The sequence below is a fragment of the Paenibacillus sp. CFBP13512 genome (assembly GCF_005233705.1).
Taxonomy (GTDB): domain Bacteria; phylum Bacillota; class Bacilli; order Paenibacillales; family Paenibacillaceae; genus Saccharibacillus; species Saccharibacillus nuruki.
Window position 1 is genome coordinate 1 of the sequence record NZ_QGAD01000016.1, and the last position, 21,470, is coordinate 21,470.

General features: G+C 39.5%; 20 protein-coding genes. 10 read left to right on the forward strand and 10 right to left on the reverse strand.

Features of this window, described 5'->3' with window-relative positions:
- From PaeCFBP13512_RS18775 to PaeCFBP13512_RS18805, 7 genes are all read right to left on the reverse strand, one after another.
- The coding region (locus PaeCFBP13512_RS18775) for a hypothetical protein (RefSeq protein ID WP_137225272.1) at positions 1 to 1,469 on the reverse strand (1,469 nt) is incomplete at its 3' end.
- 664 nt (positions 1,470 to 2,133) lie between these two features.
- Positions 2,134 to 2,298 (reverse strand): hypothetical protein, encoded by a 165-nt coding sequence (locus PaeCFBP13512_RS23510; protein ID WP_193555967.1) that lies wholly within the window; start codon positions 2,296 to 2,298, stop codon positions 2,134 to 2,136.
- A 152-nt stretch (positions 2,299 to 2,450) separates the two neighbouring features.
- Complete coding sequence (locus PaeCFBP13512_RS18785) at positions 2,451 to 2,828, reverse strand: GtrA family protein (RefSeq protein ID WP_137225274.1); 378 nt, start codon at positions 2,826 to 2,828, stop codon at positions 2,451 to 2,453.
- Complete coding sequence (locus tag PaeCFBP13512_RS18790) at positions 2,815 to 3,819, reverse strand: glycosyltransferase family 2 protein (RefSeq protein WP_137225276.1); 1,005 nt, start codon at positions 3,817 to 3,819, stop codon at positions 2,815 to 2,817. Before PaeCFBP13512_RS18790 ends, PaeCFBP13512_RS18785 begins: the two co-directional genes overlap by 14 nt.
- A 53-nt stretch (positions 3,820 to 3,872) precedes the next feature.
- Positions 3,873 to 5,939 carry an ArnT family glycosyltransferase gene (locus PaeCFBP13512_RS18795; protein ID WP_137225278.1) on the reverse strand — a complete coding sequence of 689 codons (2,067 nt, stop codon included), beginning with the start codon at positions 5,937 to 5,939 and terminating at the stop codon, positions 3,873 to 3,875.
- Positions 5,940 to 6,197: 258 nt separating this feature from the next.
- Complete coding sequence (locus PaeCFBP13512_RS18800; RefSeq protein WP_137225280.1) at positions 6,198 to 7,712, reverse strand: sensor histidine kinase; 1,515 nt, start codon at positions 7,710 to 7,712, stop codon at positions 6,198 to 6,200.
- A 2-nt stretch (positions 7,713 to 7,714) separates the two neighbouring features.
- Positions 7,715 to 8,386, reverse strand: coding sequence for a response regulator transcription factor (locus tag PaeCFBP13512_RS18805; RefSeq protein ID WP_069325644.1), 672 nt, complete (start codon positions 8,384 to 8,386; stop codon positions 7,715 to 7,717).
- Between the two features lie 265 nt (positions 8,387 to 8,651).
- On the opposite strand from PaeCFBP13512_RS18805, the gene kduI reads away from it, so the two are divergent.
- The 4 genes from kduI to PaeCFBP13512_RS18825 all read left to right on the forward strand — a co-directional run bounded on the left by kduI (position 8,652) and on the right by PaeCFBP13512_RS18825 (position 11,987).
- Positions 8,652 to 9,482 carry a 5-dehydro-4-deoxy-D-glucuronate isomerase gene (kduI, locus tag PaeCFBP13512_RS18810; RefSeq protein ID WP_137225282.1) on the forward strand — a complete coding sequence of 277 codons (831 nt, stop codon included), beginning with the start codon at positions 8,652 to 8,654 and terminating at the stop codon, positions 9,480 to 9,482.
- 44 nt (positions 9,483 to 9,526) lie between these two features.
- The gene (locus PaeCFBP13512_RS18815; protein ID WP_137225284.1) at positions 9,527 to 10,282 is read left to right on the forward strand and encodes a DeoR/GlpR family DNA-binding transcription regulator; all 756 of its coding nucleotides are present in this window, start codon (positions 9,527 to 9,529) and stop codon (positions 10,280 to 10,282) included.
- Positions 10,283 to 10,317: 35 nt separating this feature from the next.
- Positions 10,318 to 11,070 (forward strand): 2-dehydro-3-deoxy-D-gluconate 5-dehydrogenase KduD, encoded by a 753-nt coding sequence (kduD, locus tag PaeCFBP13512_RS18820; protein ID WP_137225285.1) that lies wholly within the window; start codon positions 10,318 to 10,320, stop codon positions 11,068 to 11,070.
- Positions 11,071 to 11,141: 71 nt separating this feature from the next.
- Positions 11,142 to 11,987: a sugar phosphate isomerase/epimerase family protein gene (locus PaeCFBP13512_RS18825; protein ID WP_193555968.1), complete on the forward strand. Its 846-nt coding sequence runs from the start codon at positions 11,142 to 11,144 to the stop codon at positions 11,985 to 11,987.
- Positions 11,988 to 12,094: 107 nt separating this feature from the next.
- Here the strand turns inward: PaeCFBP13512_RS18825 and PaeCFBP13512_RS18830 are convergent, their stop codons facing one another.
- Positions 12,095 to 12,991 carry a ketopantoate reductase family protein gene (locus PaeCFBP13512_RS18830; RefSeq protein ID WP_069325639.1) on the reverse strand — a complete coding sequence of 299 codons (897 nt, stop codon included), beginning with the start codon at positions 12,989 to 12,991 and terminating at the stop codon, positions 12,095 to 12,097.
- A 162-nt stretch (positions 12,992 to 13,153) separates the two neighbouring features.
- Here PaeCFBP13512_RS18830 and PaeCFBP13512_RS18835 point away from each other — a divergent pair, with 162 nt between their 5' ends.
- The 4 genes from PaeCFBP13512_RS18835 to PaeCFBP13512_RS18850 all read left to right on the forward strand — a co-directional run bounded on the left by PaeCFBP13512_RS18835 (position 13,154) and on the right by PaeCFBP13512_RS18850 (position 16,297).
- A complete protein-coding gene (locus tag PaeCFBP13512_RS18835) occupies positions 13,154 to 13,717 on the forward strand; it encodes a TetR/AcrR family transcriptional regulator (protein ID WP_069325638.1) in 564 nt (187 codons plus the stop codon).
- Between the two features lie 191 nt (positions 13,718 to 13,908).
- Entirely contained in the window at positions 13,909 to 14,739 is an 831-nt protein-coding gene (locus PaeCFBP13512_RS18840) for an SDR family NAD(P)-dependent oxidoreductase (RefSeq protein ID WP_069325637.1), read from the forward strand.
- Positions 14,740 to 15,016: 277 nt separating this feature from the next.
- Complete coding sequence (gene trxB / locus PaeCFBP13512_RS18845) at positions 15,017 to 15,961, forward strand: thioredoxin-disulfide reductase (protein WP_069325636.1); 945 nt, start codon at positions 15,017 to 15,019, stop codon at positions 15,959 to 15,961.
- A gap of 102 nt (positions 15,962 to 16,063) precedes the next feature.
- The gene (locus tag PaeCFBP13512_RS18850; RefSeq protein ID WP_069325635.1) at positions 16,064 to 16,297 is read left to right on the forward strand and encodes a glutaredoxin family protein; all 234 of its coding nucleotides are present in this window, start codon (positions 16,064 to 16,066) and stop codon (positions 16,295 to 16,297) included.
- A 176-nt stretch (positions 16,298 to 16,473) separates the two neighbouring features.
- On the opposite strand, the gene PaeCFBP13512_RS18855 is transcribed toward PaeCFBP13512_RS18850, so the two are convergent.
- On the reverse strand, positions 16,474 to 16,671 hold the full coding sequence (locus PaeCFBP13512_RS18855; protein WP_069325634.1) for a hypothetical protein: 198 nt from the start codon (positions 16,669 to 16,671) through the stop codon (positions 16,474 to 16,476).
- A gap of 166 nt (positions 16,672 to 16,837) precedes the next feature.
- A complete protein-coding gene (locus tag PaeCFBP13512_RS18860; RefSeq protein WP_137225289.1) occupies positions 16,838 to 18,001 on the reverse strand; it encodes an ROK family protein in 1,164 nt (387 codons plus the stop codon).
- 235 nt (positions 18,002 to 18,236) lie between these two features.
- On the opposite strand from PaeCFBP13512_RS18860, the gene xylA reads away from it, so the two are divergent.
- Complete coding sequence (gene xylA / locus PaeCFBP13512_RS18865) at positions 18,237 to 19,553, forward strand: xylose isomerase (protein ID WP_137225291.1); 1,317 nt, start codon at positions 18,237 to 18,239, stop codon at positions 19,551 to 19,553.
- A gap of 362 nt (positions 19,554 to 19,915) precedes the next feature.
- The gene (xylB, locus tag PaeCFBP13512_RS18870; RefSeq protein WP_137225293.1) at positions 19,916 to 21,412 is read left to right on the forward strand and encodes a xylulokinase; all 1,497 of its coding nucleotides are present in this window, start codon (positions 19,916 to 19,918) and stop codon (positions 21,410 to 21,412) included.
- Positions 21,413 to 21,470: the final 58 nt, after the last annotated feature.

Consider the following 21,470-nt stretch of genomic DNA (forward strand, 5'->3'; position numbering starts at 1 on the left):
TAATTATTTTCTAATAGAATGGTTTTATTTTTTTTAACATTAGCTTTTATCTTTTTTTTGTCTTCGTTTTTCATAGATTGAGCTAAAGCTAAAAAGAGTATATGAATATGGCGTCTGTCTAATAAATTTATTTTAGTAAGCAAAAATTTAATGAATATATTTCTGAAAACATTCTCTTTTTTTGATTTCATAGAAAAAAGAACAATTAATATATTAATATATTCTGCAACTAAATCAAATGATATTTCTTTCAATAAAAGAATCAACTCTCGAGAAACATTAGGTTTAAATATATAATTTTGAAATTTTTTATCAAAAATTACTTTTAGGTTTTCTCTTTCTTCCCCACTCAATTTTATATCAAATTCATTAACTTCTCTAAATTTTAATTTTCTTAACGAATTTTTAAAATGAACAAGAGGATAAAATTGATTGTTGACTTGTGGTTGAGCTAATTGAGGATCAGAGACTATTTTTTTAGTGAATTTTAAATATTTTTTCCTATTATCTTCTGAATCGATTATATTTCTTTTTGTCTTTGAAGAATTAATAGAAAGAAACAAATTATCATAAAACCAACTGCTAATAAGTTGTTCAATTACAAGAAGTTCTTTAAGAATTTCTTTTTTTGATAAATTAATGTTTGGAGTGAATGTTATAAAAATATCATCAACATAACGAATCATACTTTTAAAATTTAAATTCTTATTTTTAGTTAAGGAAGCAACATTAACATCAAATGGAACTAAATAAAGATATCCTAAATAATCAGAAAGAAAATTTTTTCTTCCTTGAGGTATAGCATTATTTTTTCCCATTAATGACGCAAAATAAAACTCTAAAATTTCCTGTGTTACGCTGTTTATATTATATTTCGATAAAATAGAAGGTATAGAGAATTTTTTTAGCATATTGATAAGTAAACGATGTTTTATATCCTCAAAATAATTAGTTATATCTAATCTAAGAACAACATCTCCAACAGTTATCTGCTCATATAGTTTATCTAAAAAATTTGAATAATTTTCTTTATAATCATTATTGGCTTTCCATTCATTATTCTCTTTCAAAAATGTAGTAGGGTAATAAGCAAAAATATTCTTTTTTGAAAAATGTATTTCTTTTAATAGATCATGAGTGCACTCTACAAATAATAAACCAATAGCATTATAAAGAATTATAGAATAAAGTGAAAAGAAACGATATTCTCTTACTGAAGTCATTCCTTTTGGAATAAAGATGATATCACTACTATAAAATTCTGGAATTGAAAGAACTAAATCAGTTTCTATAAATTTTTTGTAGAAAAGTGACATTTTTTCTTCAGAAGTGGTTTTTAAAATATCTTGAAGTAACCTAAAATTTATATCAAGTATAAAATTTTCTTCTGCATAATTTTTACAAATATTAAATGCATTTAAGAATAACTCTTCAGTAATGATTTCACTTAATTTAATTATAAATATCACTCCTATAATATATTCAAATAGTAATATATTACTAATTAAAGAGTTAAAAGTAAATGATTAATGAATAAGAGAGCTATTATCTTCATTTAAAATAAGATGGTACCTCTCTTATTTTATTTATGAATATTAGAAATAGCATGTAACTAATGCAAATACTTTTTTACTTCATTACAAAGTTCAAGACGCTGAAGATTCAAGGCAGGCGGAGATAGCATCAGTCAATTGGATTTCTCTACCTTTGCCAGGTAAGGTATCTTCCAAATAATCAAAAATTTTAGGCAGTAATATGTAACGCCCAATGACAGCTAGATCAGATGGGCATCTTCGATATTTGGTTTTTCAACGGTATCACTTACTAAAATAACCCAATAGCGGATTTTCAGTGTCACCGATGAAGCAACTATACATATTTATGTGTATGCTCATAAGGCACATGTTGTAAACCTAAAATTGCTGTCGGTGGATAGATATAATGATTCAATAATTGTTGTAGACTGAGAACTTCATTGACAATAAGGTCATCATCAAGTAATACAGCAAAAGGTTCATTGCCAACAAACTGCTTAGCATATAGAATCGCATGTCCTACTAAAAGTTTCTTTTGACTAATATAATGAATGTCTGTAAGTTAAGAGATCGGATTTCACTTTTTCCAATAAAGCTGTTATTCTTTAGCAGCGAGATCAAGTTCGAGTTCGATCGAATGGTCAAAATGATCTTCAATCGAACATTTTCCACATCTGGTTACACTCAGAATAGATTCAATTCCACTGGCTACTGCTTCTTCGATAATGTATTGAACAGCAGGTTTATCGAAAATTGGTAGCATTTCTTTAGGTTAAGCTTTGGTTTGATGGTAAAAGGTGTATGCCAAGTTCTGCAACAGGTATAATTGCTTTGTGAACTTTCATCTTTTTCCCTCCTACATAAGCTCTTTTTGATATCCGTATTGTAATCTATTGCTATACATATCGACCTTTGTTAACGAAATACCCATAATTTACTGACAGTATAATTGATACCGAGACCGAATATAGTCACTACTATTTTGGCGATCCAGACAGGAATATGATCAGCAACCAGACTAATTGCACACGCTGTAACCGTAGCTACTGCTATATTGACCAGTAAAAAGCGAATCATTTCACGAATATCCCAACCAGTGCCCTGTGCAAATGTCCAACGTCGATTCCATAGATAACTGTTGAGTGTACCTGCACCATATCCGATAAATTGAGCGGCTACAACGCCAGTAAAACTCTGTAATAGCATAAATACGATAAAGTCGATTACTGTATTGGAGACGCCGACGGTAGCAAAGCGAACCGCTTGATTCGCAAACAATTTAGAAACTAGCATGACGTTGTTCGCTTACGACACGATGTTGTTCTGGTAAGGATTCATGAGCAGGTAGCGGTTGTTCTTGCGTAAAATTTCGAGTCTGTTGTATCAGATACAAAGGACGTTGCTTCACCTCATCATAGATCCGACCGATATATTCACCGATAAGACCAAGAATAACTAACGTGATTCCATTTAAAAATAAAATCGTTGCAACGATTGAAGCCCAACCGGGTGTTGTAGAGAAGTGTAATAATTTCTGAGCAAGTACAAAAATTAGATAAAAGAAGCTGAATAGCGATACAACACTACCTAGAATACTGGCTAATTTTAAAGGCTTGAGCGAGAAGGCAACCAGTGCATCTGATGCAAAGCGGATCATTTTTTTGAGTGGATATTTAGTTTCACCTGCAAACCGTTCTTCGCGTACATAACTGATCGAAGTCTGACGGAATCCGACCCAGCTCACAAGACCACGAACAAAGCGATTGTTTTCTTTCATTGTTTTCATTGCTTCACATACTTTACGATCAATTAAGCGAAAATCACCTGTATCTAATGGAATATCAATATCGCTTAATTTGTTCAGTGTGCGGTAGAACATCGAAGCTGACCATTTTTTGAAGCCTGTTTCACCTTTACGTTCTGCCCGAGTGGCATAGACAACATCGAAGCCTTCTTTCCATTTCTCAATCATTTGCAAAATTAACTCGGGTGGATCTTGAAGATCGGCATCTATGACTACAATTGCTTCACCTTGAGCATGATCCATCCCGGCAGTGATCGCAATCTGATGACCGAAGTTACGGGAAAAGTCGATCCATTTCACAGAAGCATCACTTGCACAAAGTTGATTAACAATCGAAGCGGTCTGATCACGGCTTCCATCATTTACAAAAATTAATTCATACGATTCATGAGTCTGTTGCATCACTTCAGTCAGACGACGATAACATTCCAGAACAACGGCTTCCTCATTATATACAGGTACAACGATTGAATAGCGCATAGTTCATTCCTCCTTATAGATAAACCTTGATCTTATAGAGACAGACCATAAAGTTAAGATTGATGTAATTCATATAATGTAAGTTGAGAACTTCTTCCACCGCCACCACGCTGAGAACTTGAAGATACTGTATCTACTGCTGTTGTAGCCTCAGCACTCCATTCACTTTGTGAAATAACAGTACCATGTGTTTGCACCCATGTGGTTAAGTCTGAACTTCCGCTACCCATACCGCCACCCAGAACTACATATTTGAGTTCGCCATCGGCTACCAGAGCCTCTAATTGAGTAGTAGTCAGTGCAGTATCAGAGCCTTTGAACCCACCCCATGCGATAACAGGAGAGCCTGTAGCTAGAATCATAGGCGTTGCTGTCTGAGAAGAAGAAGTAGCAACTAGATATTTTTCACCTGTATTATGTTGTTGCAAATAAGTAATCAAACCTTCATCAACACTGCTACTGTTACTGCGTCCACTGGATGTTGATAGTTCGGGTCCAGCAGAAGGTTGTGTGGAATTGCCACCATAAAGTGCTGGAGTCATCGACCAGTAAGCAGGAGCTACCAATAAAGCAACCAGAGTAAGTGCCAAAGATAAGGTTGATGTCATGCGATGAGTACGAAGCGCAATCACCCAAGCGATAACACCGATCACAGCAGTTGCGATCCCAAGAACCATTTGATCTAAAGAAATAGTGATATATAATCCAGTAGCGATACCGACAAACATAAATATCGTCAACCAGTGCTTGTGTATATTTTGCCATAGATGAGCGATCGCTGCACCTGTCAGAGCCGCAATCGCAGGAGCCATCATAATAAAGTAATATCGATGTATATGCCCTGCAATACTAAAAAAGAGAATCATAGGCGCTAACCATGCTGCCCAGAATAAAATGATATGTCGTTGCTCACGCCGTTGAATCCATAACATCAGCGCGCTTAATAAAGCTAAAGGAAGGAACCATGCGATTTGTCCAGCATTGGCTGTACTGAAAAGTCGAAAAACACCAGCATCACCAGCATCATTACTACCTCCAGAACTACCCATGCCACCACCGCCAGATCGTCCGTTTCCTCCATCATTACCGCCACCAAAACCACTTTGTGGTGGAGCAGTTCCGCTTATAGCGTTGGTTGGAGTAGATGCTGTATTCGAAGCGGTTGTCTGTGTTGCCTGATCAGATAGTGTTGTAGCTGTTGTAGACTGAGATGTGTCTGCTGAAGCTTTCGCTGTCGACGATGCATCTTTACTATTTACAGCACTGGCAGTACTACTGTTACGACGACTATCAGGTGTACCAGCAGGCATATTGCCACCACCACCAGATTCTCCAGTTAAACGACTAATACCGTTGTACCCGAGAGCCAATTCAAGTACAGAATTGGATGTGCCGCTACTCCCTACATAAGGACGTTGATCCGCAGGAGTGACATCCACAATGACTGCCCACGATAACGAGATCACTCCCAATAATACACTGGCGGTTAGTAAATGAAGCCCTTTTTGCTTCCATTGCCCTTTGCGAGCGAACCAGTAAAGCAGATAGAAAGCAGGAAGAACCATAAACGCTTGAAGCATTTTTGTATTGAATCCTACACCCACCAGTCCAAATGCTATACATAGGGTGAGTAATTTTCCACTACGTACACTTTTGAATAAAAAATAAGAGGCTAGCATTAGGAAGAATACAAGGGTACTATCTGCATTGTTGGTGCGACTGACAGCTACAGCTATCGGAGTTAAAGCTAAGATCAAAGCCGCTATTCGTGCTGCGGTAACTCCAAAGTGAGGCTTGATGATCAGATATAGTAAAATGACCGATCCAGCCAATCCAAGTGCTGAAGGTAAGGCCAAGCTCCAACTATGAATCCCAAATAGTTTGGCGCTCATTGCTTGAAGCCAAAAAGCGACAGGAGGCTTATCAATCGTAATAAATCCACCTGGATCATAAGCATTGAAAAAGAAATTATGCCAGCTCTGCACCATGCTTGTTATAGCAGCAGTATAGTAACTGTTCAGATCACCTGATTGATTAATGTTATATAGCGAAAGACCCGCAGCTAGTATAACCAGTATAGCTAGTATGGGATCTATCCTTCGAATGCGGGATTCTTTCACCTGTATATCCTCCTTTGTGTATCACGTCTGTGCAACTTTATGTAAAAAATATAACAAGGCTTTATGAACAAAAAATGAACGTTCCCTTAAAGGCGGTTAAAGATTGCTATAATTCCATATAAAAAAGCGAGAAACCCTTAAAGAACAAGGAATTTCTCGCTTGATGAATAACAGATCAGTAGAGCCTGAATCGGTAAAAAGATTTTTTAAATTTCATGAAAGTATAATGATCTCAAAAAGATAGATACATTTGTATCCTCATGTAGGGGTTAGCGGTAAAAAGACAGTCATTGTAGTACCTTGTCCATCTTCACTGTTTCCTTCGATGCGTCCGCCATGTAAGCCAATAATTTTCTGCACAATCGATAGCCCTAATCCGTTCCCTCCTGTCACAGAAGTACGCGAAGTATCGACTTTGTAAAAGCGATCGAAAATATGTTCTAAATGCTCAGGAGTGATCCCACAACCGGTATCTTGCACCGATACTTTGATCCATTGTTGATCTTGAGTAAGCGTCATATAAATATTACCTTGTTCAGGTGTAAACTTAATCGCATTAGACAGTAAATTAATCCAGACCTGACTGAGTAAATCTTCATCACCGTTAAATGTGATCTTATCGAGATCCGCCGAAAGATCGATATTTTTCTCTGTCCAAAGAGGCACACAAGAAGCAACAGACATCCGTATCTGTTCATCAAGGCGGAAAGGCACCATGTGTAGCTTCACGACATCTAACGAAGCTAACTTCAACAGATTACTACTGAGCTTCGATAAACGTTCACTTTCCTGTTCGATAATCGTTAAATGCCGAACTTGCTCAGGCGAAGCACTATCTCGCAAAGCACCTGCAAAACCACGAATAGAGGTAAGCGGAGTCTGAATCTCATGCGATACATTGGATACAAATTCTTGGCGCATCGCTTCAATCTTAGATAGTTCTCCGATCATTCGGTTAAAGTTACGACTTAATTCACCAATCTCATCTTTGCGCCGTAGATTCACACGAACTTGATAATCACCTTTGGCTACACGCCGGGTCGCTTCAGACAATTTGGCAATAGGTTTGGCAATTAAGCGTGCTGCAAATAAAAACAACACCACACCAATTACTAACATGACAGACAAGACCAGAATCATCCACCGATTAAACTGATTGACAAAATGACCGGGTGCTGGGCGAGCAAAAAGAGCATAGTTTTGACCATCACGTTCAAAGGGTACACCTACATAACGAGGTTCTTTTTCATCTTTAGTATTAAACAGTGAGAGATTAAAACTAGGCACTTCGGTATTGGTAGTCGGTATAGCTGCAGGATGATAGATTTGACCATTTAATACTTCTTGCTTGATTGTTTCTGGAATATTCCATTGATTCAAAGGATCTGCTGGAAGCTTTGGCTTGGGTTTGCTCGAATGATCCGATGTATCTGTATCTGTTGTTGAATCCGGAGGCGTCGGAGGCACAGGAGGTGGAGAAAGACCAGGTGGACCTCCGGGGCCATCACCAATTGAACGGTAGGTTGTTCCATCTGCTCCTATAACGACAATCTGCATCTGTCCGCCTTGACTATCCAGATATTTCTGAATCATATTTTTGGGAATAGAAGATTGAATCTCAGCCATAGACTTGGCATCTGTCAAAATGCGATCTTCTACAAAGTTAACTTGTTGCCTTTGAAATACCCAATCTGACATCAGTAACGTAATCACAAAGCTAGCGACGACGACTGCGATAAAAGTAAGCACAAGTTGACTGTATATGTTTTTCAAACTTATTTCACCTCAATCCGGTAACCAATGCCCCTAATCGTCTGGATCGCAAATCCATTTGCTTCTGTAAAACGATCACGTAGACGCTTGATATGCACATCGACCGTACGCTCATCCCCATCGTAATCATGTCCCCAGATCTTCTCGATCAATTGATCACGTGTAAAGATTTGCCCCGGGAATCCAGCAAGTGTATACAATAGATCAAATTCTTTGGCAGGTAACGCTTGTAGACTGCCATTCGTATCAGCTTCTTTGGTCGAAGCATCCAGTCTTACATTGCCGATAGAAAGGGATTCTCCTGAAAAAATACGATAGCGTCGTAATAACGCTTTGACACGCATCACCAATTCTTCTGCGACAAAAGGCTTCGCTAAATAATCGTCTGTTCCTAAGCGGAATCCCTTAATCTTATCTTCAGATTCCCCTTTAGCCGTGACCAGTAGAATCGGTACATCTCCATAATAACGACGAATATCTTGAGTCAGTTGCCACCCATCCATATGAGGCATCATCACATCGAGAATAATCAGATCCCATTTGCCATTGCTAAGCATATCGAATGCTTCTTTGCCGTCTCGTGCGGTATGCACACTATATCCTTCACGGCTTAAATACATATGAATTAATTCCAAAATGGAAGGATCATCATCAGCGATCAAAATACGTACCATATTGTAACGCTCCTTTAAATGTAATTAGAAATAGTATGCCAAGTGCTTAAACTATCATATCAGATCAATATGAAGAATAGATGAACAGCAAATCGTTCATCTATCGTCGATCTTACCATCAACGGAATTAGGATTATATCAACGAATTTGAAAAAAAATCCAAAAAGTAAGATTAATCTCTTCACAAAATGAACGATATGAACTAAAATGAACTTATATGAACGTAAAGTATAAAAAATTGCACTTATTGAGAGGATGACTATTAATGGAAAACCGCTATGTGTCTCACCCGAACGATGTGAAATCTTTTGATACCAATCGACTACGTGAAGAATTTTTGATCGAATCTTTATTTCAAACGGATGAACTTGTAACCGTTTACAGCCATGTGGATCGTTATATTGTAGGTTCGGCTGTTCCTGCGTCCAAAGAGATCAAATTAGAAGTAAATCTTAAAGATATTGGAACAGACTTTTTTTTAGAGCGTCGTGAGATTGGGATTATCAATATTGGAGCTCCCGGTAAAGTAACCGCAGATGGTCAGGAATATGAAGTAGCTGCTAAAGAATGTTTATATATTGGACTGGGTACCAAAGAAGTTACTTTTTCAGGTAGTGGTAGTGAACCTGCTAAATTTTACTTTGTATCCACACCAGCTCATCATCAATATCCAACCGTAAAATCAACGCAAGAAGATGCTACACCTAGTCATCTGGGAGATATCAAAACATCGAACGAGCGTACCATTTATAAATATATTCATCAAGGCGGTATCAAAAGCTGTCAGTTAGTGATGGGGATTACAGAACTTGCTCCCGGTAATATGTGGAATACAATGCCTTGTCATACTCATAACCGTCGTTCAGAAGTGTATCTGTATTTCAACTTGGATGAGAATGCGACTGTGTTCCACTTTATGGGCGAACCGCAAAATACCAAACACCTTGTTGTACGTGATGGACAAGTAGCGATTTCTCCAAGCTGGTCGATCCACAGTGGTGTCGGTACGAGCAATTATACATTCTGCTGGGCAATGGCTGGAGAAAATCAAACGTTCGATGATATGGACGCGGTTGCTATGAAAGATTTAAAATAAACCCAAAACCATTCCGGAATGATACTGGAAGGGACGGGGGAATTATGAGTGCATTAAAGCGTCATGAACGCATTATGGAAATATTAATATCTCATCAAGAAGTAACGGTTAGTCAATTGAGTGAGATGATGAATGTAACTGGTAAAACGATTCGTGAAGATTTAGCCAAGCTTGAAGATATGGGATTATTAACTCGTGTTCATGGCGGAGCGGTTCTGGCACAGAATGATCAATATGGTATTCTATCCGGTCAAGGGACGAATACTAAGCATATGCCTGAAAAAACAGAAATCGCAGAGCGAGCTCTTCGCTATATTCAACCGAACGATATTATTGCGTTAGATGGAGGCAGTACCACGCTTGAGATCGCCAAAAGACTGCCTTCTTTTCCATTAACCGTAGTCACTAATGATCTATTTATCTTAAGTGAACTGGCGAAGCGTGAACAAGTACGGTTGGTTGTACCGGGCGGAGAACGGACACGAAATATGTTGATCAGTTCGCAAGCGGTAGAGTATGTACGGGGGCTTAATATTCACAAAGCATTTGTATCATCGACAGCTCTTCATCCTGAATTTGGATTGTCGATCTATACCGGTGATCTGGTTCCTTTCAAAAAAGCATTGGTCGAAACAGCGCAACACGTCTATGGTGTGGTCGATCATCAAAAGTTCGGACAATTTGCATTGTGGACATTTGCGACTTGCCAACAGCTCGATATGATTATTACCGATAGCGGTTTGTCTACCGAGCAAGTAGCTCATTTCCAACAATCTAATATTCCACTGGATATCGCTTAAAGTAATTCGCTTGTGAAGAGAGGATGATTATATTCATGAATAGTTTTGATTTGACGGGTAAAGTAGCTCTAGTGACGGGATCAAGCGGGGGTCTAGGACAAGGAATGGCACTAGGGCTTGCTCAAGCAGGCGCAGATATTATCTCGGTCTCGTATTCGAGTAGTAAAGATACGGTTGATAAAGTACAAGCTTTAGGACGTGAAGCGCTTGAGATCGAAGCGGATCTAAGCAAGCATGATACGTTAGAAGATGTAGTCCATCAGGCGTTAGCTTTTAAAGGGAAAATCGATATTCTGGTTAACAACGCAGGGATTATCCGACGTGCTCCAGCGGTTGAACATCCGTGGAAAGATTTTGCAGATGTGATTGATATCAACTTGGAGACGGTGTTCTATCTATCTCAATTGGTTGGTCGCCATATGATTGAGCAAGGAAGCGGTAAAATTATCAGTGTAGCTTCGATGTTATCGTATCAAGGTGGTATTAATGTACCGGGTTATACCGCAAGTAAGCATGGTGTAGCAGGCATTACCAAAGCCTTAGCCAATGAATGGGCAAGCAAAGGGATTCAGATTAATGCGATTGCACCGGGCTATATGTTGACTGATAACACAGCACCGATTGTTGCTGATCCTGCACGATTCGATGCGATTACAGATCGTATACCAGCCGGTCGTTGGGGAACTGCCGCAGATATGCAAGGACCGGTCGTCTTTTTGGCATCCAAAGCGTCTGATTATCTGAACGGGCATGTTATTTGTGTAGATGGCGGATGGATGGCGCGTTAATTGGAACTTTATCATCATTAATTTCAGCAGAATGTAGATGCTAGAATGAACCCAAGAAAGGCAGTGTGATGATGAAACAAGGAGTACTTGCACATATCTATGGACAATTACCGCTCACCGAACTAGCTGCTAAAGTATCTGAAGGTGGATTCACTTCGGTTCAGTTAGCACTTGCCAAAGCGATCTCAGATATCGATACGTCTAATGGTCGATTAAGCCCGGGGCTTGCGAATCATATTGCTGAACAGTTTGATCGTCAGGGTGTACGGATTGCTGTACTGGGTTGTTATATTGATCCTGTTCATCCTGATCTTAGTGAACGTCGTCATGGCATCGAACGATTCAAAGAACATTTACGATATGCACGTGACTTTGGCTGTAGTATGGTCGCTACGGAAACAGGCGGATATACGACATATCAAGCATCCGAGCCAGAACGTTATGCTGAAGTGGGTTGGCGTGTTCTACAAGAAACCATGTCTGAACTAGCAGAAGAAGCAGATAAATGGGGCGTACATATGGCAATAGAACCTGTTGCTGATCATACGCTTCACTCGACTGAGCTAATGACTCAATTAATAGAAGATATTCCTACAACAGCGATTGGAATGCTTTTTGATCCTTGTAATATGATGAAAATAGAGCATCTGGAGAATCAAGAAGCATTTTTACGAGATACATTTGAACAATTAGCAGATCGTATGTTGTTAATCCATGCGAAAGATTTTGATTTTGCACCAGATGGTAGTAAGCCTTATCGTACAGCAGGCACCGGTATACTGGATTATCCGTTATTTTTCCGCTTGCTCAAGCAGTATAAGCCACATATCGATATTTCACTGGAAGGTGTACCGTTAGAAGACCTTCCACAAGCTTCATTATATATGCGTCAAATCTGGCAAAACGTACAATCTTAATAGGTGATCGACTACCATTTTTCGATTTCCTCCTCTGAAAGAACAGCCGTATATCAAGGGCTGTTCTTTTTGTATAAATGTAAAATAAATGGCGAAAATCTATTGAGTTAATAGACTTGTCTAGCTAATGTCTGGTTAAACGCTTCCTGCAATAATAAGGTTTCTGCTTTCTGATTGACTGCATGATCGCCAAGTATAGCATCCATAATAAAAGCATCATTTAGCATCTGCTGGTACAAGGAAATAATTTGGCTATCTGACCATTCTGTTAATATCTTTGTTTCGGCTGGAATAATCGGAATATGAGCTTGTTCAACCAAACGAAGATTTTGTTTGATTGCTGTAGCTATCTGGAGTAATGTCTGTTCATTTCTTGCAGTGTCGATATCTACGATTCCATCCTTGGTGTAGAAATGCTTATTAGCAATAGCTATGGCAGTATGCGAAATATGGAAAGCTTGAATATTTGACTGGATATCGTAATGTAAATCTACTAATTTGAAAAGTTGAGCAAGCTGGGTTACTCTTTCAGTTTGTGTTCCATCTATTTCACCAAAAATAGTTCCTTGATGCTTTTCAGTGCTAAATTGGGCATATAAAACACCATTTTTGAGATCTCCGCCTGCACCCGGGAACCCCGGCAGTAATCGATCACCAACAAGATCAAGCCACGCATCATATCCAACAGTGTTAGTCAGGGTAACAATAGTTTGGCTCTGGTTGTTTTTAAGCACAGCAAGAGCAGACTCGGCTTGATCATAACGTACAGGAACAAGGATAAAATCATAAATATCATCGTCAGCAAGCTGTTCAATCGTTGGGATAGAAATGTGCTTGATCGTTCCGCTGTCATTGTATCGCAAGCCATGGTGTTGTAAATCTTTTAACCTTTCGCCTCTGGCTAATACAGTAACATCTACTCCATACTGAGCCAATCGAAGTGCATATATACTGCCAACCACGCCAGCGCCAAATATCAAGATTCTATCTTTAGCTATATTCAATTACATTCTCCCTCTCTGCAAATCATAGTTACAGATTGCTCATGCCATATCTGTCTGATAAAATAATAGTGTTGTCTAATGATGATTTCAATCGACAGATGCAGTGAAAAGTTGTATAAACAACATATTCTGAAGTCTGATGTCTAAGAAGGTGTTCATGATATGGAAAAACAACAAGATCCGAGAGTTTTGCGTACAAGACAGTTAATTCGAGAGTCTTTCATAGAGTTGTTGCAGAGTATTCAATTTGAGTCGATAACGATAAAAGATATTGCTCAAAAAGCTACGATTAATCGTGCTACATTCTATACTCATTATGAAGATAAATATGCACTACTGGATGAGGTTATAGAGCAAGCTTTCAAAGAGATGATTCCTGAACAGGTAATACATGCAGAGGCATTGACAGAAGAAATAGGAGACCAGATCATCTTGCTTACTTATCGTTACATTGTAGATTTTCATCAGACATGCAGGCTGGATTCCAAATCAATTGCTACTCTAGTAGATAGCCAAATCAAAGGTATGCTACAAAAAACAATTGAAGATATATTATCAAAAGAAAAGGAAAATCATCAGTATATAGAGATTCTAGCAGCGATCACAAGTTCAGCAATTTATAGTGCTACTTATCAATGGTTTAGGTTGGAGAAGAATAGCCATGCCGACTTATTGTTAGATATTGTTCGCCCTTATATTATGAGAGGGTTATCTAAACAGTTATAGAGATCTTATTTACCATCTTTAAATATATTTTGAAGAACAGCCTTGATCCTAAGGCTGTTTTTTTTGTAGAATGTGGCAAAATATTAAATGATTGCTATCGTCATAGATAAGCTTCATACTTTAAGTTCATGTTTAATTCTTCTTAACAGCTATATGAAGAAGCAGATAGGAATACCAAGAAGGAGGATATCATGACTCAATTACTACATCATCGCAATCGGAAAGTAGCATTGATTACTGGAGCAGGGATCGGGCTTGGACGAGGCATTGCCAAAGTACTTGCTCATAAAGGATATCGCATTGCACTTACCTATCATTCAGACTCGGATGATATTGATAACGTTACTCAAGAATTATCCCATATTTATGGAGCACAGCCATTTGCCATTCAGACCGATCTGACTCAACCGGATCAGCCGGAATCGATTGTGAAGCAGACGTTAGAGCATTTCGGACGTATTGATCTACTGGTGAACAATGCAGGTGGAGGGATCGGTTCAGCCTTGCTTGATTTGGAAATGAAGAATCTGGATCACTCGATTCATCTGAATTATCGTGCACCGATACTGGCTTCCAAATTTGCAGCTCAAGCGATGATTGATCAAGAAATTGCAGGCAATATTATCTTTATTACTTCTTCTCGTGCTGAACGGGCTTACCCTACAGATAGTATCTACGGAGGGATGAAAGCAGCTCTTATTCGCTCAGCCTCTTCATTTGCGCTTGAATTTGCTCCTTATGGGATACGAGTGAATTGTGTAGGCCCGGGGGCTACGGTCAATCGACTGGAACAAGATGCGATTAAAGAACCTCTAGGTCGCAAAATTCCACTGGGTCGTATGGGAACACCAGCTGATATTGGCGAAGCCGTAGCATGGTTATCTTCAGAAGAAGCTTCTTATATCACAGGTATTAATTTGCGTGTAGATGGCGGTCTGATTTTGCCCGGTATGCCTGAAGATATGTCTCCAGAAGCAGGCTATGGCTGGGGAACGATTCATCACCATTTAGATAAAGATTAATCCTCATTTTATAGGTGTAATACACGAAGCTTGCAGACTTCTATTGTTGAAGTATGCAGGCTTTTTATTATATTTTTGTTATAAATGAAAGTATCCTTCATGAAAACTTCATTTGACTATAAGCTCCATTTTCCTCATAATTGGTAGTAGTTTAGAATGATTATAAATTGCATGCAATTAATTGTAAAAATTATCTATAATGTCTTATTTTATTATCATATACTCAATCATTTGAGTGTGGAGATCATACTCATCTTAAAATATGGAGGAATTCAATATGTATAAATCAATTATTGTTGGAACAGGTCCTGCTGGACTTACAGCCGCTATCTATCTTGCTCGTGCTAATCTTAGCCCACTCATTATCGAAGGACCACAACCGGGTGGACAATTAACAACGACTACAGAAGTTGAAAATTTCCCGGGCTTCCCTGATGGAATTATGGGTCCTGAATTGATGGACAACATGCGCAAACAAGCAGAGCGTTTTGGAGCAGAGTTCCGTACTGGTTGGGTCAATAGTGTAGATTTGGCAGATCGTCCGTTCAAATTGCAAGTCGAAGGCATGGGCGAATTGGTGACGGAGACATTGATCATTTCTACAGGAGCTACTGCTAAATATTTGGGTATTCCAAATGAACAAGATAATATCGGACGTGGTGTAAGTACTTGCGCAACGTGTGATGGATTCTTTTTCCGTGGTAAAGAAATCGTAGTTGTCGGTGGAGGAGACTCTGCTCTAGAAGAAGCTAGTTTCTTAACTCGTTTTGCTTCTAAAGTAACACTGGTTCACCGTCGCGAAGAATTGCGTGCTTCCAAAATCATGCAAGATCGTGCTCGTTCTAATGACAAAATCGAATGGGCTTTGAACCAAAACCCACTTGAAGTCGTTGCTGGCGATAGCGGTGTAACAGGACTTAAAGTGATGAACAACAACACAGGACAAGAAGAAATCATTCCTGCACATGGCGTGTTCGTAGCGATTGGTCACCATCCGAATACAGGTTTCTTAAATAATCAATTGACGACAGATGCCAATGGTTATATCGTATCGAATCCAGGTACTTCAGAAACGAATATTCCAGGCGTGTTCGCTTGTGGTGATGTGCAAGATACTCGTTACCGCCAAGCGATTACAGCAGCAGGTAGTGGATGTATGGCTGCAATGGACTGTGAGAAATTTATTGAAGCTTTGGAACATCAAGAAGTCGTTATGGGTTAATATCTACACTAACTTCACATATATAACGTATACAGATAGCAGAATCGCTTCATGTTCTGCTATCTACATAATCTAATTTAATCAAAGGAGTGTTACATTATTATGGAAAAAGCGATCGTTTATACAAGTACAAACTGCCCACATTGCAAGCAGGTGAAAAGTTTTTTGAATGATAAAGGTATTGAGTTCGAAGAGCGTAATATCGAATTGGAAGAAAAATATGCAGAAGAAGCTTGGAACATGGGTGTACGCGCAGTTCCAGTCACATTGATCGGCGAATACAAAATCATGGGTATGAATATGACTCAATTCAACAAAGCTTTAGCAGAAGCATAAAATAAGCAAAAAAATAAACGGTAGCCCGGATAAAGGGTTGCCGTTTTTTTGATGTTGACTGCAACAATAATAACAAAGGAAAGATATCATACTGTGCAAAAAATGAGCTCTAGTTGCTTGAGCAGATATCACGTTTTTTTATTCAAGTTTTTTTCATTCAAGTACTAAGGTGGTATCTAAAACAAAAACTGGGTCACCGCACGAAAAATCATAAAGAATCCAAAACCGGCAATCAAAAAGGAAACGCCCTGTTTGCGTCTTGCTTGTGAGAAGTTAAACACACTCAGGCTGACTAATGGCACGATAATAAAAGAAAATAAAAACAACATTACGTAAAAAGGCAGCGAAATGTCGGCAGTTCCCAACAGATTCATGGTAGCTCTCTCCGTTTCACATTCGTTCGTGTTGCATAACACATAACGAAATTATAGACCGAAAGAGCAACTGATTTTACACTAAAATAAGGCAAATTTACGTCAAATTTAAGATAAATAATTCACAATTGATACCAAAATTAATCAAAAATGTGTCTGACCTCTATTAAATCGATACTTTGACCCGACCTAGAAATTGCGAAACTGCCATATACGCTGTACCAATTACAGTCGATTGATCGCCTAATTCAGAATATTGAATCATTAATTTTTGTCGGTGATACGGCAAGGTGCGTCTGGATACTACTTCTTGTAGGTAAGGATCGATCCAAGGTTCTGCTTGTCTCATATGTCCACCGATAATGACTAATTCAGGATTGAACCCATTGACCAGATTCGTTATCCCGATACCAAGATACTCCCCTATTTTCTGAAATAAATCTCGGGCTTCCGGTTCATCGAATTCAGCACGTCTGACCCAATCGGCTGTCGTACTACCCGGAATCGGTTCTTTGATCGAATGATCATAAGCAAGCTCAGAAGCATACAACTCCCAACATCCCTGACTACCGCAAGAGCAGGGAAGACCGTAAGATTCCACAGACATATGCCCTGTTTCCCCAGCATAACCGCGCGAGCCTTTGTACAATTCGCCTTCAATAATAATTCCTGATCCTATTCCTGTGCCTACACTGACATAGACCAGATGTTGTGCTTGTCTACCTGCGCCAAACTGTAATTCCCCGAGTGCCCCCGCATTCGCTTCATTATCGACAATCACCGGAATCTGAAAAAGATGTTCTAATTGCTCCCGCAAAGCCACACCTTCCCATCCTAGATTGGGCGCAAATAATACATTTCCCTGTTCATCCACCATACCCGGTACGCCTACACCCATACCTACAATTCCGTGGATCGAATCAGGCAGATGCTGCAATAATATATTTACCTCTGCTTGTAATTGCGCAATCACATCTGAGACTTGATGACTGACTAGAGAGGCTGTCGATTTGGCAATAATTTCACCTTCCAGATTAGTCAAAATCAATATAAGTTCATTCACTGTAATCTCGACGCCTGCGGCATAGCCTGCATTTTTATTAAATAGTAAAATGAGTGGCTTGCGTCCGCCACTGGATTGTCCTTGACCGGATTCTAGCACCAGTTGATCATCGATTAGCTCCTGCACTAGATTGGAAACGGTCGCTTTGTTAAGACCTGTAGATTGCGATACTTGGGTACGTGAGAGTGGAGCATATTGGCGAATATTATCGAGCACGAGCGATTTATTTATTTTTTTGACCAGTGCTTGATCACCTGTGATTTTCATGGTTTTCTTCCTTTCAGATGACTATTCACTAACTTTGTTTAACCGATAGACAAAGTATATCATATATGTTAGGATAGCGATGTAAACGATTTCTTTTTGGTCATAATAGTAATATGGTTCTGCCCAATGATTGTTAGATGATCTACTTTAGGCGCACCTTCTCTGCTTGTTAAGCCGCTCTAAAAGAGATTTTTGTAACAATCTCCATACGAATGATAAGAGGAGGATTTTATTGATGGCTTACTTTGCAAATATTGAGAAAATTACTTACGAAGGTGTTCAATCCAAAAATCCATATGCTTTTAAATTTTATAACCCGACTCAAGTGATCGCTGGTAAAACGATGGAAGAACATTTGCGCTTTGGTATGGCTTACTGGCATACGATGGTTGCAGGTGGAGCTGATCCGTTTGGTGTGAATACAGCAGTGCGTCCTTGGGATTCGTATACAGGTCTTGATCTTGCCAAAGCTCGTGCAGAAGCTCTATTTGAATTGATGGATAAGCTAGATATGCCTTACTTCTGCTTCCATGATGTGGATATCGCTCCTGAAGGAGATAGCTTGCGAGAATTTTACAGCAATATTGATACGATTGTCGACCTTTTAGAAGGATATATGAAGCAATCCGGTAAAAAATTGCTTTGGAATACCGCAAATATGTTCAGTAACCCGCGCTTTATGCATGGTGCGGCTTCGACAAGTAATGCAGATGTGTACGCTCATGCCGCTGCTCAGATCAAAAAAGGTCTTGAAGTGGGTAAACGTCTAGGAGCAGAAAACTATGTGTTCTGGGGCGGTCGTGAAGGCTATGAGACGCTATTGAATACAGATTATGCACTGGAACAAGATAATATTTCGCGTATGTTCCATATGGCGATCGATTATGCCAAAGAAATTCAATTTGATGCACAGTTTTTGATCGAACCCAAACCAAAAGAGCCAACCAAACATCAATATGATTATGATGCGGCAACCACGATTGCTTTCTTGCAAAAAAATGGTCTGGATAAAGATTTCAAATTGAACTTGGAAGCGAATCATGCGACACTTGCCGGTCATAATTTCCAGCATGAATTACGGATAGCGCGTACTAACGGTATGTTGGGATCACTGGATGCTAATCAGGGTGATCTATTGATCGGATGGGATACGGATGAATTCCCGGTTGATCTATATGCGGCAACGTTAACGATGTATGAAGTGTTGCAAAATGGAGGTCTAGGCAAAGGCGGGGTTAACTTTGATGCCAAAGTCCGTCGTCCTTCCTTTGAGCCAGAAGATCTATTCTTAGCTCATATCGCAGGGATGGATACGTTTGCCAAAGGTCTAACTACAGCAGCACGTCTGATCGAAGATCGTGTGTTCGAGGACTTTATCGACAAACGGTATAGCAGTTTCCAAGAAGGTATTGGAGCAGATGTATTAAGTGGTAAAGCCACATTATCTTCCCTTGCAGAATATGCGCTGAATAATGAAAGTCCTCGTGCTAATGAATCAGGGCGCGAAGAGTATTTGAAATCTATTCTTAATCAGTATTTGGTGACGGAATAACGGAGACACTTTAAGGATTAGTTTGTGAAAATAGTGGGTGCAGTGTGCTGGATTTAAGGCGCTGCGAGAATTTATTCTTCTTGTCGTCGCTGGTAAGGTTGGATATCTTGGTTAGACTGCTAGGCAGTCGATATCCAACCTTAAAGGCGAGCGCTTCGCTCTTTCAGAAGAATAGATTCTCTTCGCTTGAGCGTGTGGTGTCTGCAGATTAAGATATAAGATTAGAGCAAAAGATAAGGTCAAAGGCATGTCTCCCTTATTCCCTTGTGGGGAGGGAGGCATTTTTGATGAGGTGAGCATTTTGGGAAAATGCTTTTGGTTTTTTGGATCGATATAAGATAAACGTACAAGGAGGGGTAAAGATGAGTTATGTGATTGGGGTCGATTTGGGGACGAGTGCGGTAAAAACGGTGTTGGTGGATAAGCAGGGGAATATTGCTTATGAGACATCTGAATCGTATCCGTTATCTCAGCCCAAAGCAGGGTATAGTGAACAAAGCCCAGAAGATTGGGTTAAAGGGACGCTAACGTCGTTACGTCGGTTAGTCGAAATTTCAGGGATATCGCCTGATGAGATTGAAGGGTTAAGCTTTTCGGGGCAAATGCACGGGTTGGTGTTGTTGGATGAAGATCATCAAGTCATTCGTCCAGCGATCTTGTGGAATGATACCCGTACTAGTAAGCAGTGTCGCCGGATAGAAGAGACGCTAGGCGATGAATTATTGCAGATTGCTCGTAATCGCGCGTTAGAAGGGTTTACTTTGCCCAAAATCTTATGGGTACAGGAAAATGAGCCAGAGCATATGGAAATGGCACGTTTATTTTTGCTTCCCAAAGATTATGTACGTTATCAATTGACTGGCGATCTGGCGATGGATTATTCAGATGCGGCAGGTACATTGTTGTTAGATGTAACAGGGAAAAAATGGAGTGAGAAGATTGCTTCTGCTTTCCATTTACCTATGTCATTGTGTCCGCGTCTGATTGAATCATTTGAAGATGTTGGTGCATTGTTGCCTGAAGTGGCAGAACAGACAGGGCTTAGTGTAAATACACGCGTCTATGGTGGTGGAGCAGATAATGCTTGCGGGGCAATCGGCGCAGGGATTCTAAGCGAAGGACAGACGATGTGCAGTATCGGTACATCAGGAGTCGTGTTGTCTTATGAAGAACGTAAAGATTTGGATTTTGCAGGTAAAGTCCACTTCTTCAATCATAGTGAACAAGATGCTTTTTATATTATGGGGGTAACACTTGCGGCGGGTTATAGCTTGGAGTGGTTCCGAAGTGCATTTGGCAAAGACCTTTCATTTGATCAGTTATTGCAGGGGATCAATAATGTAAATGCAGGGGCAGAAGGATTGTTATTCACCCCTTATATTGTTGGGGAGCGTACTCCTCATCCAGATGCTGATATTCGGGGAAGCTTTATTGGGATTGATGCCGTGCACAAATTACCGCACTTTGCGCGGGCTGTATTAGAAGGCATTACATTTTCACTACGTGAATCGATTGATATTTTACGTGAATCAGGTAAAACCATTACTTCTGTTGTCTCGATCGGTGGTGGAGCAAAGAATGAGACATGGCTACAAATGCAAGCAGATATCTTTAATGCCGAAATTGTTCGTTTAGAAAATGAGCAAGGGCCAGCGATGGGAGCGGCTATGCTGGCGGCTTATGGCAGTGGATGGTTCTCATCTTTGCAGGAGTGTGCCGCAGCTTTCTTACGTCCGGCGAAGTCATACCAACCTGATCCAGAACGAGCTGAAAAGTATGATCAGTTATTTTCCATTTATCAGGATATTTATGGACAAACAGCCGAGTTGAATAAACGTTTGGCGGCTTTTCGAGGGTAAATAATATTTAATTTATAATTGAATAAAATGTAATTTTGTGGTATTTTTGGGATGATAA